The 20,536-nt window shown below is 46.8% G+C and carries 12 protein-coding genes; 4 read left to right on the top strand and 8 right to left on the bottom strand.

Features of this window, described 5'->3' with window-relative positions; translation table 11 throughout:
* Positions 1-24: 24 nt before the first annotated feature.
* The 4 genes from AB5443_RS13280 to AB5443_RS13295 are packed head-to-tail and all read left to right on the top strand — an operon-like array spanning position 25 to position 6,239.
* Positions 25-1,548, top strand: a complete 1,524-nt coding sequence (locus tag AB5443_RS13280; protein ID WP_277133042.1) for a glycoside hydrolase family 28 protein — start codon at positions 25-27, stop codon at positions 1,546-1,548.
* Positions 1,499-2,074 carry a DUF4450 domain-containing protein gene (locus AB5443_RS13285; protein WP_022139106.1) on the top strand — a complete coding sequence of 192 codons (576 nt, stop codon included), beginning with the start codon at positions 1,499-1,501 and terminating at the stop codon, positions 2,072-2,074. Before AB5443_RS13280 ends, AB5443_RS13285 begins: the two co-directional genes overlap by 50 nt.
* The gene (locus AB5443_RS13290; RefSeq protein WP_277133040.1) at positions 2,071-3,474 is read left to right on the top strand and encodes a glycoside hydrolase family 28 protein; all 1,404 of its coding nucleotides are present in this window, start codon (positions 2,071-2,073) and stop codon (positions 3,472-3,474) included. The genes AB5443_RS13285 and AB5443_RS13290 overlap by 4 nt, the downstream gene beginning before the upstream one ends.
* Positions 3,474-6,239, top strand: a complete 2,766-nt coding sequence (locus tag AB5443_RS13295; RefSeq protein ID WP_277133066.1) for a glycosyl hydrolase — start codon at positions 3,474-3,476, stop codon at positions 6,237-6,239. The genes AB5443_RS13290 and AB5443_RS13295 overlap by 1 nt, the downstream gene beginning before the upstream one ends.
* 333 nt (positions 6,240-6,572) lie before the next feature.
* Here AB5443_RS13295 and AB5443_RS13300 read toward each other — a convergent pair whose 3' ends face one another.
* The 8 genes from AB5443_RS13300 to AB5443_RS13335 form a co-directional block, all read right to left on the bottom strand.
* Positions 6,573-7,745, bottom strand: a complete 1,173-nt coding sequence (locus AB5443_RS13300; RefSeq protein ID WP_277133038.1) for a MalY/PatB family protein — start codon at positions 7,743-7,745, stop codon at positions 6,573-6,575.
* A 185-nt stretch (positions 7,746-7,930) separates the two neighbouring features.
* Complete coding sequence (locus tag AB5443_RS13305) at positions 7,931-9,202, bottom strand: hypothetical protein (RefSeq protein ID WP_277133037.1); 1,272 nt, start codon at positions 9,200-9,202, stop codon at positions 7,931-7,933.
* A gap of 124 nt (positions 9,203-9,326) precedes the next feature.
* Positions 9,327-11,000: a RagB/SusD family nutrient uptake outer membrane protein gene (locus tag AB5443_RS13310; protein WP_277133036.1), complete on the bottom strand. Its 1,674-nt coding sequence runs from the start codon at positions 10,998-11,000 to the stop codon at positions 9,327-9,329.
* Positions 11,001-11,029: 29 nt separating this feature from the next.
* On the bottom strand, positions 11,030-14,215 hold the full coding sequence (locus tag AB5443_RS13315) for a TonB-dependent receptor (protein WP_277133035.1): 3,186 nt from the start codon (positions 14,213-14,215) through the stop codon (positions 11,030-11,032).
* Between the two features lie 132 nt (positions 14,216-14,347).
* Positions 14,348-16,006, bottom strand: a complete 1,659-nt coding sequence (locus tag AB5443_RS13320) for a GxGYxYP domain-containing protein (RefSeq protein WP_277133034.1) — start codon at positions 16,004-16,006, stop codon at positions 14,348-14,350.
* A gap of 56 nt (positions 16,007-16,062) precedes the next feature.
* Positions 16,063-18,339: a GH92 family glycosyl hydrolase gene (locus AB5443_RS13325; RefSeq protein WP_368113919.1), complete on the bottom strand. Its 2,277-nt coding sequence runs from the start codon at positions 18,337-18,339 to the stop codon at positions 16,063-16,065.
* 27 nt (positions 18,340-18,366) lie between these two features.
* Positions 18,367-19,062: a GDSL-type esterase/lipase family protein gene (locus tag AB5443_RS13330; RefSeq protein WP_022139116.1), complete on the bottom strand. Its 696-nt coding sequence runs from the start codon at positions 19,060-19,062 to the stop codon at positions 18,367-18,369.
* Positions 19,063-19,070: 8 nt separating this feature from the next.
* Complete coding sequence (locus tag AB5443_RS13335; RefSeq protein ID WP_368113921.1) at positions 19,071-20,528, bottom strand: FAD-dependent oxidoreductase; 1,458 nt, start codon at positions 20,526-20,528, stop codon at positions 19,071-19,073.
* Positions 20,529-20,536: the final 8 nt, after the last annotated feature.

Raw genomic sequence — 20,536 nt, forward strand, 5'->3', positions numbered from 1 at the left:
AAGAAAATCCCAATATTGACTGATATGAAAAGTAAAAGCATCCTTCCCCTACTTCTGGCGGGCACATTTTTTATAGCATGTACCCCTGCCAAACAGGCAGGAAGCAACAGCTTCGAATGGGGACAGGTTCCGCAACAGCCGGATTTGTCATGGGCCGACAGCGTAGGAAGCCGGCAAACTCCCGGAAACGAGCTTATTTTATCCGCCAATTCTTTTGGCGCAGTGGCAGACAGTACAGTGGTCAGCACAGAAGCTATCCAGAAAGCAATCGACAGTTGCGCCATCTCCGGCGGGGGAACCGTCACTCTCCAACCCGGATATTATCAGACCGGAGCACTGTTTATCAAAAGCGGTGTCAACCTGCAACTGGGGAAAGGCGTCACCCTGCTTGCCAGCCCTCATATCCACCATTATCCCGAATTCCGTTCGCGGATTGCAGGTATCGAGATGACATGGCCGGCGGCAGTGATAAACATTGTCAACGAGAAGAATGCCGCCGTCAGCGGAGAAGGCACTCTGGACTGTCGGGGAAAAGTCTTTTGGGATAAATATTGGGAAATGCGCAAGGAATACGAAACGAAAGGACTACGCTGGATTGTAGATTACGACTGCAAACGTGTGCGGGGTATTCTTGTGGAACGCAGTTCGGATATCACCCTGAAGGGATTCACCCTGATGCGTACCGGCTTCTGGGGCTGTCAGATTCTTTATTCCAACTATTGCACGATAGACGGACTGACTATTAATAATAATATAGGTGGTCACGGCCCGAGCACGGACGGTATCGACATCGACTCTTCATGCAACATTCTGATTGAGAACTGCGATGTGGACTGTAACGATGATAATATCTGCATCAAATCGGGTCGGGACGCGGACGGTTTGCGGGTGAACCTTCCTACGGAAAACGTGGTTATACGCAATTGCATTGCCCGCAAAGGCGCAGGACTTATCACCTGCGGCAGTGAAACTTCCGGCAGTATCCGGAATATATTGGGATATAACCTCGAAGCTGCCGGCACTTCCGCCGTGCTCCGTCTGAAAAGCGCCATGAACCGCGGGGGGACAATCGAAAATATCTACATGACCCATGTAAAAGCTGAAAATGTCCGCCACGTACTGGCGGCAGACTTAAACTGGAATCCCAGTTACAGTTACAGCACGTTGCCCAAAGAGTATGAAGACAAGGAAATTCCGGAACACTGGAAAGTAATGCTGACTCCGGTGGAGCCAGCCGAAAAGGGATACCCACGCTTCCGCAACGTATATGTATCGCAGATTAAAGCCGAAAACGTAGACGAATTTATCTCCGCTTCGGGTTGGAACGACTCTTTGCGTCTGGAAAATTTCTATCTTTACGCTATCGAAGCACAGGCTAAGAAACCGGGTAAAATTTGCTATACGAAGAATTTCAACCTGTCGGAGATTACATTGGACGTAACAGAGAAAAACGCTATCGAACTAAAGGAAAATGAACAAAGTAATATTAAATTCAACTATGCTGAAACAACTCCTGACCATCGTACTGCTGGGAATCTTGCTCATTGATGCGCAAGCGCAGTCTCTGACGCCACCCGCCGGTACTTTCCGATTAGGAATATCGCAGGGAAACGAAAGCCACTGGCTAAAACCTAAGGAAAAGACACCGGGGATTACTTTCCAATGGAAAGCCCTGCCCGATACCCGCGGATTTATACTGGAAATAGAGGTGGCATCCTCTCCCAAAGCCGATGCCTTATTCTGGAGCTTCGGCGATTGCCAACCGGATGCGGACGTGAACGTGTTTAGCGTGGAAGGGCAGGCTTTCACCTGCTATTATGGGGAAAGCATGAGATTACGGACTGTACAGGCAGTCACTCCTACCGATGATATCCGCCTGAGCAACGGTCACAAGGACGAAACTCCCCTGATGCTTTATGAATCAGGAAAAAAGACCGACCGCCCCGTACTGGCGGGACGTTGCCCGCTCGTTTCCGGCAGCAGGATTTATTTCTGCTTCTACGAGCAGAACGAGAAGGCGGATTATAACTACTATATGTTACCGGATATTTTTGCCCAAATCGACAAAAAATGAAAAGGATATATTTACTATTCAGTCTCCTAGTGGGTTGCATCTACAGCTATGCAGCCATCTACAACGTGAAGGATTTCGGAGCCAAAGCGGATGGAAAAACGATTGACTCTCCCGCCATCAATAGCGCAATTGAAGCTGCCGCACAAGCCGGTGGCGGAACTGTTTACCTGCCTGCCGGAGAGTATGCCTGCTATTCTATCCGGTTAAAAAGCAACATTCACCTGTATCTGGAACAAGGCGCACGCATCGTTGCCGCCTTTCCCGGAAAAGAGGAAGGATATGATACTGCTGAACCGAATGAGCATAATAAATATCAGGATTTCGGACACAGCCATTGGAAGAATTCATTGATTTGGGGAATCGGGCTGGAAAATATAACTATCAGCGGTTCCGGACTTATCTACGGTAAGGGGTTGACTCGTGAAGAAAGCCGTCTGCCGGGTGTAGGCAACAAGGCTATCAGTCTGAAAGATTGCCGGAATGTGACACTCAAGGATTTGTCCATGCTTCACTGCGGACATTTCGCCCTGCTCGCCACCGGTGTAGACCATCTGACTATCTTGAATCTGAAAGTAGATACCAACCGCGACGGATTTGATATTGACTGTTGCCGGAATGTGCGTATCAGCCAGTGCACGGTGAATTCTCCCTGGGACGATGCCATTGTCCTGAAAGCTTCATATGGACTGGGGCGTTTTCAGGATACGGAGAATGTGACTATCAGTGATTGTTATGTGAGCGGTTTTGACCAGGGAAGCGTTATGAACGGAACCTGGCAACTGGACGAGCCCCAGGCTCCCGACCACGGTTACCGCACGGGACGTATCAAGTTCGGCACAGAAAGTAGCAGCGGATTCCGTAATATTGCGATTACTAATTGTATCTTTGAGCATTGCAGGGGTTTGGCTTTGGAAACCGTAGACGGGGGACGTCTGGAAGATATTGTTATCAGCAATATCACGATGAGGAATATCGTCAATGCTCCTATCTTTCTAAGACTGGGCGCACGCATGCGCAGTCCCGAAGGTACACCGGTAGGCACAATGAAACGTATCCTTATCAGTGACATCAACGTCTGGAATGCCGACAGCCGGTATGCTTCCATCATCAGCGGCGTACCGGGCGCTTGCATCGAGGACGTCACTTTCCGTAATATCCACCTATATTATAAAGGTGGATACAGCGCGGAAGACGGCAAGCGTGTTCCGCCCGAACAGGAGAAGGTATATCCCGAACCGTGGATGTTCGGCACGATTCCCGCCAAAGGATTTTATATCCGCCATGCACGGAACATCACTTTCGACGGTATCCGCTTCCATTTTGAAAAGCCGGACGGACGACCGCTCTTCGTAACCGATGACGCAGAAAACATTGAATATTATAATACGCCCAAAGAATGATGAACAAAAAACAATTGATATTCCTCTGCCTGCTTGCAACAGGCGGAGTTGTACAAGCGCAACAGTGGCCGGACGTTCCGGCAGAAGCACGTCCCGGCACCCGATGGTGGTGGCTGGGAAGTGCCGTAGACGAAAAGAATCTGACATACAACCTGGAAGAATATGCACGTGCCGGCATGGGTACAGTGGAAATCACTCCTATCTACGGCGTGCAAGGGAATGACGCAAACGATATACAGTTCCTCTCTCCCCGCTGGATGGAAGTGCTCAAGCATACACAAGCGGAAGGTAAACGCACAGGTGTTGAAATCGACATGAATACCGGTACGGGCTGGCCTTTTGGCGGGCCGGAAGTCAGCATTGAAGACGCAGCTACCAAGGCAATCTTCCAAACTTATGAAATAGAGGGCGGCAAAGAGATTGCTCAGGATATTAACGTGACTGACCCTAAGCAACAGCCATATTCCGTATTAAGCCGGGTAATGGCTTATAATGAAAATGGCCACTGTCTTAATTTGACTTCTCATGTCAAAAAAGACAAGTTGCAATGGAAAGCCCCTGCCGGTAAATGGAAAGTGGTAGCCCTCTACATTGGAAAGACACGGCAGAAAGTGAAACGTGCAGCACCGGGCGGGGAAGGATACGTCATGAACCACCTGTCAAAGAAAGCTGTCAAAAACTATCTTTCCCGCTTTGACCGTGCATTCAAGAGTAGCAAGACAAGCTATCCGCACACATTCTTCAATGACTCTTATGAGGTATATCAAGCAGACTGGACAGACGATTTCCTGGAACAGTTTGCCCGCAGACGGGGATATAAACTGGAAGAGCATTTCCCTGAATTTCTGGATGAAAGCCGTCCCGAAGTCAGCAGACGTATCCTGTCCGATTACCGGGAGACGATTTCCGACTTGTTATTGGAAAACTTCACCTGTCAATGGACAGACTGGGCACACAAAAACGGTAGTATCACCCGCAACCAAGCCCACGGTTCACCGGGTAATCTGATTGATATTTACGCAGCCGTAGATATTCCCGAATGTGAAGGCTTCGGACTGTCACAGTTCCATATCGAAGGATTGCGCCAGGATTCACTGACCAAGAAGAATGATTCGGACTTGTCTATGTTGAAATATGCTTCTTCCGCTGCCCACATCGCAGGTAAGACCTATACTTCTTCCGAAACATTCACCTGGCTGACGGAGCATTTCCGCACTTCCCTGTCACAATGCAAACCGGATATGGACTTGATGTTCGTTTCCGGTGTCAATCATATGTTCTTTCATGGGACGCCTTACTCTCCAAAAGAAGCCGAATGGCCGGGTTGGCTGTTCTATGCGTCTATCAATATGAATCCGACGAACAGTATCTGGCGTGACGCTCCTTCTTTCTTTAATTATATCACCCGTTGCCAGAGCTTTCTGCAAATGGGACGGCCGGATAATGATTTCCTGATTTATCTCCCGGTATATGATATGTGGAACGAACAACCGGGACGATTGTTGCTGTTCACTATCCACCACATGGATAAACTGGCTCCCAAATTTATCGACGCCATCCACCGTATCAGCAACAGCGGATACGACGGGGATTATATCTCCGACAACTTCATCCGCAGCACCCGTTTCAAGGACGGACAGTTGGTTACTTCGGGCGGAACGGGTTACAAAGCATTGGTAGTGCCTGCCGCCCATCTGATGCCGGATGATGTGTTGGCGCATCTTGTAGAACTGGCCAAACAAGGAGCTACCATTGTATTCCTCGAAAACTATCCGACGGATGTACCGGGATATGGTCAGTTGGAACAGAAACGTAAGAGCTACCAACGCACGCTCCGTCAACTTCCGTCTGTCTCTTTCTCCGAAACAACCGTCACTCCGGTTGGAAAGGGAAAGATTATCACAGGAACGGATTATGCACGCACATTGGCCAGTTGCCAGATTCCGTGCGAAGAAATGAAAACTAAATTCGGCCTGCAGGCAATCCGGAGAGTGAATGATACGGGATATCATTACTTCATCACTTCTTTGCAAGACAAAGGGGTAGACGGTTGGATTACTTTAGGAACAAACGCAACCGCAGCCGCCCTCTTTAATCCTATGACCGGAGAATGTGGAGAAGCCCTTATCCGCCAGGCAGACGGCAAGGCACAAGTTTATCTGCAACTGAAATCCGGTGAATCGGTTATCCTGCAAACTTATCAACAGCCTTTGCAAGCTTCCAAACCGTGGAGATATATAAAGGAACAACCTTTCAGCCTCAGCCTTGACCATGGCTGGAAACTACACTTTGCCGAAAGCAAACCGGAAATTCAAGGTACATTTGACATAGACCGCCCGTCTTCATGGACAAGTATCAATCATCCGGCAGCCAAAATCAATATGGGAACCGGAGTGTATTCATTGGATATCGAACTGCCTGCCTTAAAAGCTGACGACTGGATACTTGACTTGGACGATGTACGCGAAAGTGCCCGTGTCCGCATCAACGGACAGGAAGCGGGTGGTGTATGGGCAGTGCCTTATCAGTTGAGAGTAGGTCATCTGCTGAAATCCGGAAAAAACCACATCGAAATAGAAGTCACGAACCTTCCTGCAAACCGGATTGCAGAACTGGACAGGCAGGGAGTGCAGTGGCGCAAGTTCAAAGAAATCAATATTGTCGATTTAAGCTATCGACCGGCTAATTACGGACATTGGAAACCCATGCCTTCGGGATTGAATAGCGAAGTGCGGTTGATTCCGGTAGATTTTATGCAGAAATAAATGCTTATCATTATTATTTGATTTCTTCACTTCTTATCCCAAAAGACAAGCCCCTTTTCCGAATTTCATAGAAAAGGGGCTTATTTTATAATTCAGGTTAGTCTCTGCTTCTTTATCTCTGATTACAGAACAACACATAGCCTTTTCTAACCCCATAGTAAACAACGGATTACGTTCTTATTTTTCTCAAAGTATTCTCATGCCTATGAGAAAATATTCTCATCGTGATGAGAAATAATTCTCACTGCGATGAGAAAAAGTTCTCATAGGCATGAGAATTATTTCTCGTTTCGGTGAGAATAATTCTAGTGTAATAACCCCATTCCAAAGAGGTTACTTTAAGCTTATTACTGCCTGCTCCAACTGCTTCAACGCACATTCCAACGTAGCACGCGGACAAGCAATATTCAACCGCATGAAGCCTTCGCCTTCCTTGCCAAATGTTGCTCCATCGTTCAATGCCAAATGAGCATCTTCTATGAAAAGGCGGTTCAGTTCTTCCTGATTTAGTCCTAATTCACGGCAATCCAAAAAGATAAGGTAGGAAGCTTGCGGACGAATCATCCTGATAGCAGGAATATGCTCTTTCAGATAGTTTTCGGTGAAATCTACATTCTCCTTGATATATGCAATCACCTGGTCAAGCCATTCCGTACCATGACTGTAAGCAGCCGCTACACTCAGGTAAGCAAACAGATGCCCTTCACAGAACTCACTTGCTTCCATATATGTCTGGAAACGGTGACGAAGCTCCTCATTTTCTATGATTACATAAGAGCTTGCCAGTCCCGGCATATTGAACGCTTTACTCGGAGACATAAAGACGAGTGAATTCATCCGCGCTTTTTCCGAGATAAGAGCGAACGTAGGATGTTTGTATGGCGGCAAAGTCAAGTCGGCATGAATCTCGTCAGAGATAATTAATGTACCGCTTTCATGGCAAATATCAGCTATTTGGGCCAGCTCTTCTTTTGTCCATACACGTCCGCCCGGATTATGAGGGTTACTTAAAATAAGCAGTTTGCAGCCCTGAATATCTTGGCGGAAACGGTCAAAATCAATATAATATTGTCCGTCTTTCAGCACTAACGGGCTAAATACGACTTCGCGTTCATTCTTCTGAGTTACCAAAAAGAAAGGATGATAAACAGGCGGCATCACCATGACCTTATCCCCTTTCTGCGTAAAGCAGTGGATGGCAAAAGCCAATCCACGGACAATGCCGGGAGTGAAGGTCAGCATCTCTTCGCTTACCGTCCACCCATGGCGTGCCTGCAACCAGTTAATAATGGATTCCGACCATTCCTTACAGGCAAAAGTATATCCGAGTACTTCATGTTCCAAACGCTTTTTCAGAGCTTCTATGACAAAAGGAGCTGTACGGAAATCCATATCAGCTACCCACATTGGAATCAAGTCATTGCGTCCCCAACGACTTTCTACCGCATCCCATTTTACGGAATCTGTACCATGACGGTTTATTATTTCATCAAAATTATAGTTCATACTGCATAATGTTGTTAGGTTATGTGTATAATAAACAGTTAGCAAAGATAGTTGTTTTCGTGGTATTACCGAAAGGCAGCCTCTAATTTTGTATGCCCTATTAAAACATAGAGGGCCGGAGCAATACAGCATCCGACCCTCATATTCATATACCCTGAAAAAAACTAATAACCTATTTGTATTTATTATTCATTCCAACGATGCACTATAAATCCACACTTACCATCTTCTGTTTTTAAAGAGATGAAATAGATATGCGGATGGCTCGTCGGACCTGTACCGATACGTTTTTCCAAAATAAACTCGGTCAGTTTAACGGCAGAGGCTGCTTTGTCTGTGTACGAAGTCTTAGTGTCATTGATAGTCGTTTCAAACTTCGGATTACGGTTGGCAGCATTCACACAATTTAAATTGTTTGCCCAACCACCGTTAAAGTAGACATAATATGTATCTTTCACTTCACCGTTTTGTTGATACCAGTACATATCTTTTGGCGTTGCATAAGATCCGGTACTGACAACTCCGGCCGTGTTAATATCAGCACGATAACCATCCCAATAAATACGTGGCGTCGGGTCGTCAAGATTGAGCGGTACCCATAAGTCTATGGAGCGGCTTTCCTTTTCCTGGTCGGTCACAGTGATGGTTGTACCACCGTCACCTACCACGGTAACAGTTACTGTGGTGCCGGATACTGCAACAGTAGCTACCCCCTCATTCAGAGATTTAACGGTATAACCGCCATTACCGGAAGTGATATTGAAAGAAATCTGTTGAGGCGTACCCTCATACACATATTCTCCCTCAAGAGTCCCCTCTTTATCAAACAGAACAGGACGAATCGGATTCGTCACCCGCACTTTAAGAGTAGCTGACTTGTTTCGGGAATCTGTCACAGTAATCGTTGCCTGTTCGACATTCGCTTTACCGCCAAGTACCAGTTTATATCCTCCTGTTACATCGGGGTCTTCCACAATTTCAGCGTTGATGGCTTCAGGAGCAGAATTGGTTACTGTATAACCGCCATTACCGGTCAGGATTTTCATTTCACGAAGAATAACGCCGTCATTATCCAGACGCAATACTTCCACTCCCTCCGGGAGCGATTCGAGTGTCAGTTCCTGAAGTTTACGTACTTCAACCGTCATGAGAGCACGATTGTAGCTATCATCCGAAAGGCGAACGATGGTGCTGCCTATGTCACCGCCTGTCAACAGTATTTCGTTGCCGACCACCTCGGCAGTCACCACATCCTCATTATCACTCTCTACACGATAATTCACACCGTCCAAACCAATACCGATATGCAGGACTTCTCCCTCAACGAGCACCGGATTGTGCGTCGTAAGCGGAACATTGACATAAGGGTAATACACATCTTTGTCATTCTCACATCCCGTCATCAAGCAGAGAAGAGCCAGAAAAGGGATAAAGGATAAATATTTTATTTGTTTCATTGATTCTAGATTTTTAAAGCCCGATTAAATCTCCCCAAGGGAATATCCGGACAGACTGTTAGTTTTATCAAGTTCTGCAATATCCCGTCTTATTAAAACAGAAAGAAGCATAATTGCCATCCCATTAATAATTAGGATTCTGATACATTCCGTCTTTATTCGTCGAGATCTGTATCTCGCTCAACGGAATGGGGAATAAATAATTCTTATCACTGTCGAAGCTGGTTTTCGTCGTACTAAAACCATTGCGGTTTTCCAGGAAGTGCTCAAGCATACCGGTACGTGCCAGGTCATACCAACGCCAGCGTTCGAAGCAAAGTTCACGGGCACGCTCCAACAAAATATCTTCGAGTGTATACGTATCGTAATTCCCAAATCCGGGGGTATCGTCTTCAGTGACAGCAACTCCCTGATTTAATCCGCGGGCACGTTGCACGATGCGATTCATTGCTTCCACACCCTCATCGGACGGTGAACCGTTGTTCAACATCAAATCGGCTTCGGCGTACATCAGCAGTACATCGGCAAAACGCAGTACGAGGATATTGTTCGGACAGTTAGAGTACACAAAGTTGGTATGTTCATCTTTCCAGGTAGCTCCCCAACGATATTTGGTGACACCACTGTTCGTTACAGACTTCGCATTGTCTCCGGGTTGCGGTTTACCGCTTAGCTCCGTCATGGGTTTCTGTGCTATCGGGCTATTATTGGTCTTATCAAAGTCAATCACATAATCGGCCAGATTCCACTCCCGACGCTTGTCGTAACCATTGGCATCATAATAGTTCCAGAATGAAGGAACATATTTAAGGTTGCATTGTCCGGCAATGGCATTTGTACGCCAGCCGCCGTAAAGTTTCTGTCCGTCGGTATTGATTGCACGGGCACCATATTCTTTCGGCCATTGTGAACCGTAAGGATTCTGTGCGCTGAACTGTATTTCCCAAATCGTCTCTTTATTGATGTTCTTATTTTCAATTTTAAAAACATCTCCGTAGACCGGTTCCAGATCACGTCCGCTATTGGTGATTACATCTTGCAGCAGCGCCAATGCATCACCGTAAAGTTTTTCATCCGTTTGTTCTATCTGCTTGTAACCGGCTACACGATCAGCGGCACGTGCCGAAGCCATCGTAATATATACTTTTGCCAGCAATGTTTTGGCAGCCCAGTAATTCGCCCAACCGCCATCTATTTCTTTAGGCAGAACATCTTCGCCCAAACAGAATAATAAATCATCTTCAATGAGTTGATAAACTTCCGCTACCGGTGTACGCCCCATGTCGTAAGTCAGCTCCGTCACATGATCGGTCATCAGAGGCACCGCTCCGAAAGTCTGCACCAGGTTAAAATATCCCCATGCACGCAAAAAACGTACATTAGCCACATAGCGGTTGATAAGTTTAGCGTCTCCTTCGATTCCCTGTGCTTTGTAGATAACAGTGTTGCAGGTGGTAACCAACCGGTAGTAGCGAAACCAGAATTGCTTGATACAGCCATCGGTAGGCGTATATGTGTAGCGGTCGATAAAACCACGCAGGTTCGTTTCATTGGGATACATACACTCGTCCGTACCTACCATACCGACAAATAACGGGGTATTGGTGCCGACGTTATACATATAGCGCAACGTAGAAAACGCACCGACTGCTCCTACTTTCAGAGATTCGATAGTCTTATAGAAAGTTCCTTCATCGAATTCAGACTCCGGCTTCTCTTCCAGGAAATTGGTACAAGACGAAACGGAAGTTCCGAGTAGGAACGTAGTAGCCAATAATAGTATGATATATTTTTTCATGGAATTCAATATTCAGGGTGTTAAACAAATCAGAAAATAAAATTGAAACCGACAGAATAAGAACGATTGCGCGGATAAGCACTGTAGTCGAGACTCGGCATCAAGTCGCCTGTCTGTCCCTGACGAGTGTTTACTTCCGGGTCAAATCCCGTATATTTGGTAAATACGCAAAGGTTCTTGACCGAAGCAAACAGTTTGATGTTCTGCATACCGACTTTCTTGGCTACTTTCTTTCCAAGTGCATAGGCCAGCGTGATGTCTCCAATACGGAGGAACGAACCGTCTTCAAGCATCTTGGACGTACAGTAGTTGAGTGCCACCCCACCCGGCATACGATATTTGGCTTCGTTGTTACCAGCAAAGAATACGTTACCATCTGCATCATAAAGTGTCGGCGACCAGGACTTGGTATTCATTTCAGCAATCTGATTATGACCGTCACGTCCACTTGTCAATGAATGGAGGTTGGCGTTGAAAACAGTTGCTCCATAACTGAACTGCATAGCTACGCTCAATGACAGGTTCTTATAAGAAACTGTGTTCGTCAAACCGCCTGTGAAATCCGGTTCGCCACTTCCCAGTAATACGAGGTCGGCAGAAGTGATTTTTCCGTCACCGTTCTGGTCGCGGAAGCGATAATCTCCCGGACGTATGCTGGCAATCTTCTGACCGAGCACTTCGGTAAGCCCTTGCTCGTTGATTTCGTGCTGTGAAGCATACACACCGTCAATCTTATAGCCATACCATTGTCCGAGGCTCTTGTTCTTGCGGATCATGACAAAGTTTCCTGAACCGGGAATAACTCCCGGGTCAAATCCCATTTCATCACCAGGGCCGATATCAAGCACTTTCGAACGGTTAAAGCCGATGTTGGCATTCAAGGTCCAGTTCCATTTCTTAGTCAGAATAGGGGTAGCATCCAAGGTAATCTCAATACCCTGATTGCGGACTGCTCCAATATTGGCCCATCCCTTTTCGTATCCTGTAGCCAATGCTGCATTCTTTTCAATCAGCAGGTCGGTGGTCTTTTTGCGATAAACATCCACCGTCATTGCCAGGCGGTTTTTAAAGAAAGACATATCCAGTCCGAGATTGACCATATCCGTTGTTTCCCAACGTAATGACGGGTTTGCCGGCCTGTCAATGCTGGCACCGTAAGAAAGATCGGAACCATACATCGGATAGAATGAAGAAGCGATTGTTGAAAGGCTCCGATAAGAAGGAATGGCTGTGTTACCACTGCGACCATAACCGAAACGCAACTTAAGGTTATAGAAGACTCCCAAGTCTTTCACAAACGACTCTTCGTTGATACGCCATGCCAGACCAACTGACGGAAATCCCGCCCATTTATTACCGGCACCGAAACGTGAAGAACCGTCGGCACGATAGCTGGCTGTCAGCAGATAACGTTCCTTATAATTGTATTCGGCACGTGCAAGGAATGATGCCATATTCCACTTGACAATTGAAGATGTCGGTATCTGTGGAGTGACGCCCATCCCCATTCCATTCACACCCAGATTGAGTGAAGGGAAATTCTGCGTTTCAGTACGCACTGTATTATTGTTATAGGTTTCAAGCGTGCTACCTGCCAATACATTAAGACGATGTCCGCCTTTCCAAGAATTGGTGTAGGTAAGAAATGCTTCTCCAGAGAGCTTTTTAATTCCGGCATTGCTGACAATGGCACGTCCGTTCGCCTTAAATCCCTGTTCGGTATTAGCGGGATAAAACACATCTGTTTTTTGATGGTTATCCTCATACGTACCTGCCACACGCAGTGAGAGTTCGCGAAGTATTTTCCATTCAACTTGCATACGTGCTGTCAGATTATCTTTGTAGCGATTGTTGGTAATATCACGCACTTGTACGTATGGGTTGGAAACCACTTGTCCCTCTTCACTACCTGTACCTTCGGTAATACCGGATGAGGTGGCTGAGTTCAAAGGTGACTGGCGCAATAGTTTCACCATCAGACCATCGGAACTGCCGGTTGCCAAACCAGAGTTTTTAGTTCTTGAACCTGATATGTTGGCGGTCAGGGTCACGTTAGTACTCAATTTCTGAACAAGGTTAACTCTTCCCGTGAAACGTTCGAAACCGGAATTAACAACGATACCTTCCTGGTTGAGATAGCCTCCGGATATCGAATAGCGGGTATTCTTATTACCACCTGAAACGTTGACACGGTATTCCTGATACAGGGCATCGCGGAACATCAAGTCCTGCCAGTCGGTATTTGTATTACCTGGGGCACCATACGACTCCCAGTCTGCATAAGTTGAACTTTCGGGAAGTACCCAATAGTTACCGTCACCGTTCGGGTTGTCACGATAGACAATGCCATCGCTCATGGTCGACGGATCGGTTCCGTAGGGGTAGTATTTCCATCCGGTCTTATAACGCATTAACGCATATTCCGAAGAATTGAGCATATCAAATTGGCGTACTGCCTGCTGTATACCTAAATTAGCATACAGCTCCACCCGTGTTTTTCCATCATTGGTTCCCTGGCGTGTGGTAATCATGATGACACCGTTCGCACCACGCGAACCATAAATAGCGGTTGAGGAAGCATCTTTTAGAATTTCAATGGATGCCACATCACCCGGATTCAGAGAAGAAGCATCTTCGCAAATCACACCGTCGATAACAAAAATCGGGGCACTTGAAGCATTAACGGACGATGCACCACGAATACGGATGGTGTAATCGGAACCGGGAGCACCGTCATTCTGCACAATCTGCATACCGGCTGCCTTACCTCTCATGGCATCTTCGAGTGACGTAATGGCACGTTCGCTCAATGCATCCTTACTAATAGATGATATGGAACCTGTCAAGTCAGAGCGACGCATAGAACCGTAACCGATGGCTACCACTTCTACGTCTCCCAAACCAATCACGTCCTCTTCCATAATAATATTGATCTGTGTACTATTGCCTACGCGATGATCGACAGTTTTCATACTAATCATCGAGAAAACAAGCACTGACTGTTTCGACGGTACATTTATAGAGTATGCTCCATCGATATTGGTAATCGTGCCGCGCGTTGTTCCCTGCACAACGACCGAGACTCCCGACAGTGGGTCTCCCTCCAGATCCGTTACTTTACCGGTAACAGTCAGAGTCGTTTTTTGTCCCATAACATCTATTGCCAGAACAGATGCCAGGAGCATAATCATACATAATGAATAGAATTGTTTCATTGGGTATTAATTTTTTAGGTTACTAAAAGAATACTGTTTTTTCTCAAATATATGGGTGAGATGATTAGAACTAGGGTTAATCCGTGGATTAACACCCTCAAAAAAGCATTAACCGCTATGTTAAAAGAGGGATTAACCTCTATTGCCTTTCACATTCTTCCTGATAAGTTCGAGGAACTGTTCCGTATTCACCAATACTACATTTTCGTTTAATAAGTTTTTAAATGCAAGCATATCTTCCACCGTATAACTGGACGGAGCATTGACGTGTACCACGATTGCCGAATAGGCATCTATACTGTTAATGTCACGCGGAGCCGAGTTCAAAGCCGCAGCGATGGTTTCGGGAGTATGAGGTTCCGTAAACTTATCATCATTCTTCATGAAATAGCGGAACGAAACGACCGGAACATCTCCTGCAAAGAAATAAGCGCCCTGCCATTTGGCATATCCCAGATAGTTCATATACAAGAATCCTTTCATATCGGGCAAGTTGCCGATGTGCCGCTTCATAAATGTTTCATACGAACCGACAGACGAACCGGTGAATAGTTCCGCATCGTCCATCAGTACCATATACTGCATTCCGCAATCTTTCAACATTCCATTCGTCATGCGGAAATAGTCGGCTACAAACTCATGATGAGACGGGAATGTATAACCCGCACCGGACAATGCTCCGACATAACAATTGGTTGCCGGCAGATTTTTCTGATACCAGTTGTGCACCGGAACCATATTGGTGCGCAGAGTCGGGGGATACATCCAGGTAAGCGGAATCTCATGTGCACGCGGATGCGAGATATAGGTATTCCGGGAAAACAAATCGAGCATATAGGACGTATTGTCCCCGTCACTGAATACAATCGTGGCATAATGCACGCCTGTTCGTGCCGGGACTTCCACAGGCGAAGCCGGTCGGTCATACGGTTTCAACTGTTTGGATGACAGGATGGAAAGGCTCATGGTGTTGATACCCGGCACGGTATATACTCCATTATGTTCGCATCCGAACCGTACATCCATGCGTTCAAGATTATAAGGTACTCCCCAACCATAATGAGGCGAATTGGGTTTCAACATATAATAAAGCTTTTGCAACACAGTACCGTCACTTTTGGCATTGCTACACCAGGGATATCGGTTCGCTATGGCAAAATCGACCATTGTCCACGGAAAAGAAGCATTGTTCACAATCGCATTCAAGTTGAATTGTGAAGAATGTTGTTTTATATAGTCAGCCAGCCAAGCCTCATCCTTATCCCTCACGTCGGCCAGTTTCTGCAGACTGTTATAAGGAGCTTTAGAGGCCAGAGCCGTTGTCAGTATCACAGCATCAAGCACTCCTGCAAGGCTTGCAGCAATGTATGTTTTCTCCAATTTATCATCCACCAATACATACCCTTCCGCTCTGTTCAGGAACAAAGAAGTTATCTCCGACAGGCTTTTCTTCGTAAAGGTATAACCGGAGGCTTTCATTTCGTTCATCCATTTGGCGTATGCCTGACCGGAGTGAAGAAAGATTTCGGGGCTGCTGCGATTCACAAGTCCGGCAAGCGAAGCCAGATAGAGCAGTTCTTCATAATTGCTGTTCCCCACTTCGGCGCGCGTGATTTCAATCAAATCCCAGTTTTCAACCAAAGGAGGTTCTTCAGGTAATTCCGGTTCCGGCTTCTCTCCCTGCCCTTGTTCTTTTCCCTGTTCTGTTTCCTGTCCCTGCTCTCCCTGTTTTTCGCAAGAGCAGAAAACCGCCAATAGGGTAAGCCCCATGACATAGATAAAGTTTTTCATTCTCATAGTATTCAATTATAGTGTTCAATTAATATATGAGACGATCAGCCACCTGATTATTTCTGTTGACCGGACATTGAATAAGGAGCATCTTGAGGCATTATGCCACGCTTTTTGTTGGGCTTATCCCCCATCTTGAAGTTCAAGCTACCGCCTTTTATCAAATCATCATGTTTCAGGTAGTTACGGGTATAATCTTTCCCGTTCATCATCATTCGCTGTATATAGCGATTGTTCTTATTGTTGTTTTCTGCCTGTATAGTTATCTTGTTCCCGTTCTCCAATGTAATGACGGCTTTGCGAACCAAAGGAGCTCCGACCACATATTGTCCGCTTCCGGGACATACCGGATAAAAGCCCAGGGCAGAGAATACGTACCAGGCCGAAGTCTGTCCGTTGTCCTCGTCTCCGCAATATCCGTCGGGAGTAGGTTTATACATCCGGTTCATCACTTCGCGTAGCCAATACTGGGTTTTCCAGGGTTCCTGTGCATAGTTATACAGATAAATCATGTGCTGGATGGGCTGGTTGCCATGCGCATAGTTGCCCATATCCATAATCTGCATTTCACGAATTTCGTGTATCACGAAGCCATAATAGCTGTCGTCAAATACCGGTGGCAGGGAAAACACAGAGTCCAACATACCAGTAAAGGATTTCTTGCCATCCATCAAATGAATGAGTCCCTCCACGTCATGAAACACAGACCAGGAGTAATGCCAGCTGTTTCCTTCCGTAAACGCATCTCCCCACTTGAATGGATTGAATGGAGCCTGGAATGTTCCGTCTTCATTCTTCCCGCGCATCAACTTATGAGAAGCATCGTACAGGTTCTTGTAGTTCATGTTACGCTGGCGATATAACTCCTGTTCTGCTTGGGGACGGTCCAACAATTTAGCAATCTGCCAGATGCACCAGTCATTGTATGCATATTCCAGCGTGCGGGCTGTATTTTCTTTGATGCCTACGTTGTAAGGAACGTAGCCCAGTTTGTTATAATATTCATAACCCAGACGTCCTGTCGAAGTACTGGTAGGATGCTCACTATTGGCACTTTTCACCATTGCGTCGTACAATCCCGGCCATAAATTTTTCGGCGTCACACCCTTCAGTATGCCATCGGCTACCACGGAAGCCGAGTTGTTGCCCACCATGCAATCACGATGTCCCGGCGAAGCCCATTCCGGCAGGAATCCGCTTTCTTTGTACGTATTCAGCAATCCCTCCTGCATCTGTTGATTGACGGACGGATATACCAGATTCAGCAACGGGAACAAACAACGGAATGTATCCCAGAAGCCTGTATCGGTAAACATATATCCGGGCAATACTTTGCCGTTGTAAGGGCTATAGTGAACCGGATTTCCGGCTGAATCCATTTCGAAGAACATACGGGGGAAAAGTACGGAACGGTAAAGACATGAATAGAACACCTGTTTCTGATCTTCGTCGGCATCAATAGCGATGCGTCCCAATACATCATTCCATTTTTTCTCTCCATCGTCTTTCAGTTGTTCCAGACTTCTGCCGCCTAGTTCTTTCAGGTTCAACTCGGCTTGCTCGAAGCTGATGAAAGAGGAAGCCACCCGTGCTTGTACCTGTTCTCCCCGTTGAGTGGAAAAGCGAACAACAGCACCTACATGATTGCTTTCCAGCTCCTGTCCGGCAACGGTTTTTCCATTGTTCCACACGGAGAATGAAACGGGTTGCTTATCGAAGTAAATCACAAAATAGTTCTTGAAATTATCCGGTACGCCACCACTATTGCGGGTGGTATATCCTATAATCTTATTCTCTTCGGGAACGACACGTATATACGATCCCTTGTCGAACGCATCAATCACCACAGCAGCAGAGTCCGACTGTGGGAACGTGAAACGAAAGTGCACCGCCCGCTCCGTAGGAACCAACTCTGTTCTAATATCATAGTCGGCCAAGTATACTCCATAATAATAAGGCGTCACCGTCTCGGCTTTGTGAGAGAACCAGCTTGCCCGCTCTTCTTCGTTTATTTTATTCCCAATGACAGGCATGAGTGAGAACTGCCCGTAATCGTTAATCCACGGACTGGGTTGATGGGTCTGTTTGAAGCCTCGAATCTGGTACTGGTCATATTTATACTGCCAGCCATCTCCCATCTTTCCGGTCTGTGGTACCCAGAAATTCATGCCCCATGGCATGGCCACTGCCGGATATGTGTTGCCGGCAGAGAGTTTAAAATCGGACAGGGTTCCTATCAACGGATTCACATAATCGACCGGTGCTTTTTCGGCCCAGACCACACTTACCTGCAAAAGACAGGCAACAATCCACATATTCTTTAATTTACGCATCTGTATAGGATGTTTTCAACTGATGAATCACTTCTTTGTACTGTCACGTCCCAATATCGCCTCCCACATCATCGGTACAAGAATTTCTTGAGCCGCTTTGCGGGTAGGCAAAATACCGTCACGCTGATATGGCTTTAATGCTTCTTCTCCTCCGGCATCGTAGATCTTGTTAAACTCTACCGAGTAATCGACCAGAATGATACCTTTCTTCTTGGCAGCTTCGCGACATGAAGCATTGAATGCAGCCAGTTCGGGACGAGTCTCCGCCGATTGTCCCAACGGACGTTCGGAAAGAATATACAATACGATGGTGGCATCGGGATTCTGCGCCCGCAGATTGTCAACCATATATTCCGCACACTTTCCCGAATACCAGGGAGCATTATTGAAACGGGTCACGGCATCATTCTCCGAAAAGCCGAATATCAGCAAATCGGGTTTGCGGCTCAATACGGAGTCCTTGAAGTTTTCCGTTGCCCAGAAAGAGCCGATTCCCGACTTCGAGCAGTTGTAGAACGTTATCTTTTCGGGGAATCTACGTTCGAGTCTGGTACGAAGCTGGTCCACCCAAACCCGGTTGGAGGTATTGATGGCTGCACTGGCACCGTAGAACACAACAGTCTGTTTTTCACCTTTCTTGAGTTTCTTCAGGAAAGAGGTTTGAGCACTGGTTGTGGAGACTGTGAAAATTGATACTAATATCAAAAGAAATATACGGTTCATACTTATTCTTATTTTTTCCATGGTTTATTATTCACATTCATATTCACATGACGATACCACTCGAACAGACCTTTCTCGTCCAAGCGGTTCTGCAAGCGGCGTACATCGAGATTGCGCACACTCGTCTTCTGTAAAGCTGCCATCGCTGCTGCCGTACCGGCTGCTTCGCCAATGGTTGCACATATCGGTTGCACCCGGTAAGAACTCATTGCCAGACGGGTTCCGCTGATGATACGCCCGGCTGTCAGCAATCCTTCGGTATTGACGGGAATCAAGCTGCGGTACGGGATGCCGTAAGGTCCTACGCTGTTCTTTATTTTGGGGTCTACATTCATTCCCCACGGGTCTAACGAGTACCAGGCATCAGCAATCTTATCATCGTGCATCACTCCTTTCAGTACATCATCTACTGTCAACACATATTCTCCCTTGATACGACGGCATTCTCTGATTCCTATTTTCGGGGCTACATGGGTGACGTATCCGGCCCGGTTGAGGGCTTCGAATTGCGGTTCCAGCTTTTTCATGGCACGACGATGCGCGTCGGCTACCAATACCGGGTCGGTAGTGTCAGTACACTCTACCGTTGCTCCCCAGTGGAGGTATATGCCGGAGTCTATCTTCCGGAATTCCTCTTCCGTCTGCTGGGTTACCCACTTTTCCTGGTCGTGGTCGAGTACACCGGTCTTGAATATGTGGCGGGGAAATTCCGCGTCACTGCGGGTGCGTTGGCTGATGTACATCATTGTACATGGCTGCACTCTACCGTCGCTCTTTTCAAGTCCGATACTTTCGTTGAAGTCCTTGCGGGCGTCACTGCCGTAGAAGTATTCACAACCGGCTTTGGCTGCCAGAAGTCCGGTACCGGTGGCGTCGATGGTAACCGGTGCGGAGACTTTCTGCAACATCCCTTGACGCATCACGCAGACGCCGGTCACTCTGTTGCTGTTGCCTTTTGTCTCGACCACTGCATCCACAACCGGCGAACCACACATCAACGTGATGTTCTTTTCCGCTTTCATAATGCCGTAAACGACTTGCGCAAATGACGACGGCAACCACCAATGCTGCTTATTATCCCATGCCCATTGTCCGAACGTGCTGCTGGGGGTAATGCTTAGTGAATGTTTCTGGTTCAGTTCGCGCACCATATCGATAAATACACCGACACGGGGTGCACCGCACATATATGTGACATACATATCCACCGGAGCTCCTCCGGGCATCATATCTTCTTCCAGTAAAATCACCTTGGCTCCCTCTCTGGCAGCGGCAACGGCAGCAGGTATACCTGCCGGTCCGGCACCCACTACGATTACATCGCAATGCAATTCGGGCAATTTAAACAGGGATTTATCTTGGGGATTCATCGCTTCATTCGCGGCAAACATGGAGACTCCGGGCAAAGCTGCACCAGCAGCACCTATTCCCATGTTCTTCAAAAACTGTCTTCTATTCATTGTCATAGTCGTAC

This window comes from Bacteroides sp. RTP21281st1_H5_RTP21281_210402 (assembly GCF_040918965.1).
Lineage (GTDB): Bacteria > Bacteroidota > Bacteroidia > Bacteroidales > Bacteroidaceae > Bacteroides > Bacteroides congonensis.